At 63.8% G+C, this 2,472-nt stretch carries 2 protein-coding genes and 3 tRNA genes; 4 read left to right on the plus strand and 1 reads right to left on the minus strand.

Features of this window, described 5'->3' with window-relative positions:
* Positions 1-162 precede the first annotated feature (162 nt).
* The gene (locus B1C78_RS16310) at positions 163-1,494 is read right to left on the minus strand and encodes a UDP-glucose dehydrogenase family protein (protein ID WP_077280225.1); all 1,332 of its coding nucleotides are present in this window, start codon (positions 1,492-1,494) and stop codon (positions 163-165) included.
* A gap of 318 nt (positions 1,495-1,812) precedes the next feature.
* Here B1C78_RS16310 and B1C78_RS16315 point away from each other — a divergent pair.
* The 4 genes from B1C78_RS16315 to B1C78_RS16330 all read left to right on the plus strand — a co-directional run.
* Positions 1,813-1,897 (plus strand) — tRNA-Tyr (locus B1C78_RS16315).
* 173 nt (positions 1,898-2,070) lie between these two features.
* Positions 2,071-2,144 (plus strand) — tRNA-Gly (locus B1C78_RS16320).
* 40 nt (positions 2,145-2,184) lie between these two features.
* A tRNA-Thr gene (locus tag B1C78_RS16325) sits at positions 2,185-2,260 on the plus strand.
* Positions 2,261-2,317: 57 nt separating this feature from the next.
* On the plus strand, positions 2,318-2,472 hold a 155-nt coding region (locus B1C78_RS16330), incomplete at its 3' end, for a GTP-binding protein (RefSeq protein ID WP_245795466.1).

The raw sequence follows: 2,472 nt of genomic DNA on the forward strand, positions 1-2,472 counted from the left end.
AAGGGCGGGCTGTGCCCGCCAACCCCGTTTCGTTCGAGACCCGGCGTGCGCCCATGGGGGGTTTACATTCAACGGGTTTCTTTGCGGGCTTCGCGTCTTTGCGAGAGAAATGTTTTCTGTTTTCTTCGTGTGCTTCGTGGTTAAACAACTGAGTTCAATGGATCACGCGCGACGCCCGCGGCCGATGGCGTAGTATTCGAAGCCCATCTCCTCCATGTGGCGCGGGTCGTAGAGGTTGCGGCCGTCGAAGATGAGGGGCTGCCTGAGTTCCTTGCGGATGCGCTCAAAATCGGGGCTGCGGAACACGGTCCATTCGGTGACGATGGCCAGGGCGTCGGCGCCTGTGAGGGTGTCCTCGGGGGAGTCACACAGGACCAGGTCGTCGCGCTCCCCGTAGATGCGCCGGCATTCGTCTTCGGCCACGGGGTCGAAGGCGCGTACGCGGGCGCCGGCCTCCCACAGGGCCTCAATGAGCGCCCGGCTGGAGGCCTCGCGCATGTCGTCGGTGTTGGGTTTGAAGGCGAGGCCCCAGAGGGCCACGGTGCGCCCGGAGAGCTTGCCGTCGAAGCGGGCGGAGAGCTTCTCGAACAGGCGGTGCTTCTGGCGCTCGTTGACGGCTTCCACGGCCTCCAGCAACTGCGCCTGGTAGCCCACCTGCCGGGCGGTGCGCTCCAGGGCCTTCACGTCCTTGGGGAAGCAGGAGCCGCCGTAGCCGCAACCGGGGTAGATGAAGTGGTAGCCGATGCGAGGATCGGAACCGATGCCCTGGCGCACCTCTTCGATATCCGCACCCAGTTGCTCGGCCAGGTTGGCCAGTTCGTTCATGAAGCTGATCTTGGTGGCGAGCATGGCGTTGGCGGCGTACTTGGTCAGTTCCGCCGAGCGTACGTCCATGCAGATCACCCGGTCATGGCTGCGGTTGAAGGGGGCATAGAGGGCCCGCATCAGTTCGGCGGTGCGCGGGTTGTCGGTGCCCACGATCACCCGGTCAGGCTTCATGAAGTCCTCGATCGCCGCGCCTTCCTTAAGGAATTCGGGGTTCGAGACCACGTCGAACTCCAGGGCGGCGCCCCTGTCAGCCATGGTCCGGGCAATGGTCTCCCGCACGCGGTCCGCCGTGCCGACGGGCACCGTGGACTTGTTGACCACGATGCGGTACTCGGACATGTGTTCGGCGATGCTGCGGGCCACGGCGAGCACGTGGCTCAGGTCCGCGGAGCCGTCCTCGTCGGGGGGCGTGCCCACGGCGATGAACTGGAACAGGCCGTGACGCACGCCTTCGGCCGGGTCGAGGCTGAAGGACAGGCGCCCGGCGGCGACGTTGTCGCGCACCATGTCCTCGAGCCCGGGCTCGTAGATGGGGATGCGGCCCTGTTGCAGCGCCTCGATCTTGCCGTGGTCGATGTCCACGCACAGCACGTGGTTGCCCACCTGGGCGAGGCAGGCGCCGGTGACCAGGCCCACGTAGCCGGAGCCGTAGATGCTGACTTTCATAACTGGTGGTTCCCTCTCATGGATTCCTGTCCCGGCCGGCCCCTCCGGTGGCCCGTGGGTCGGCCTTCAGGCCGACGCCGGTGCATGTTGAAGCATCGCCTGTCGGCCTGAAGGCCGACCTACGTGTCGGGAGGTCCGGCCTCGGGCCGAACCTGCGGGTGACTGGGCGGTGGTCTCCGGGGCCGCGGGACTGCGCGAATGCTACCAGAAGCCCATCACGTCTTCATTACCGGGAAAGGGCCGCCGGACCCCGGTTTTCGGGGCTGAATCCGGTTGACACCAATGTACGCGTGGCCCACAATTGGCGGCTTTCGCTTTGGAGGGGTTCCCGAGCGGTCAAAGGGGGCAGACTGTAAATCTGCTGGCTCAGCCTTCGAAGGTTCGAATCCTTCCCCCTCCACCAAAGAATTCAGGAAGTTCGGGGTGACCGGAAAGGCTGTGTTGCCCGAAAGTCGTACCGCTTGACCGGGGAAGGATTCGAACCGGGACGGGTTCGACCGCATCGCCGGAAGCGCGGCGGCCCGATGTGTATTTTGACCCGTGCCGGGCGCCGGCGGGGCGGAGACGGTGCAAGTCGCGGGTGTAGTTCAATGGTAGAACCTCAGCCTTCCAAGCTGATGATGTGGGTTCGATTCCCATCACCCGCTCCATTGAACAGGCAGGCTGCAGTATAGAGGGTTTTGATTGCCGGCCCATATAGCTCAGTCGGTAGAGCACTTCCTTGGTAAGGAAGAGGTCACCGGTTCAAGTCCGGTTATGGGCTCCATATTTAATGTGTACGGGTTTGGCCACAATCTCAGAACGTCAACCGGGGTGTTAGACCATGTCCAAGGAAAAATTCGAGCGTAAGAAGCCGCATGTCAACGTCGGGACCATTGGTCACGTGGACCATGGCAAGACGACGCTGACGGCGGCGCTGACGGTATGCCAGGCGAAGAAGTTTGGCGGCGAGGCGCGCGCCTACGACCAGATCGACAA

This window comes from Thioalkalivibrio denitrificans, assembly GCF_002000365.1.
Taxonomy (GTDB): Bacteria; Pseudomonadota; Gammaproteobacteria; order Ectothiorhodospirales; family Ectothiorhodospiraceae; genus Thioalkalivibrio_A; species Thioalkalivibrio_A denitrificans.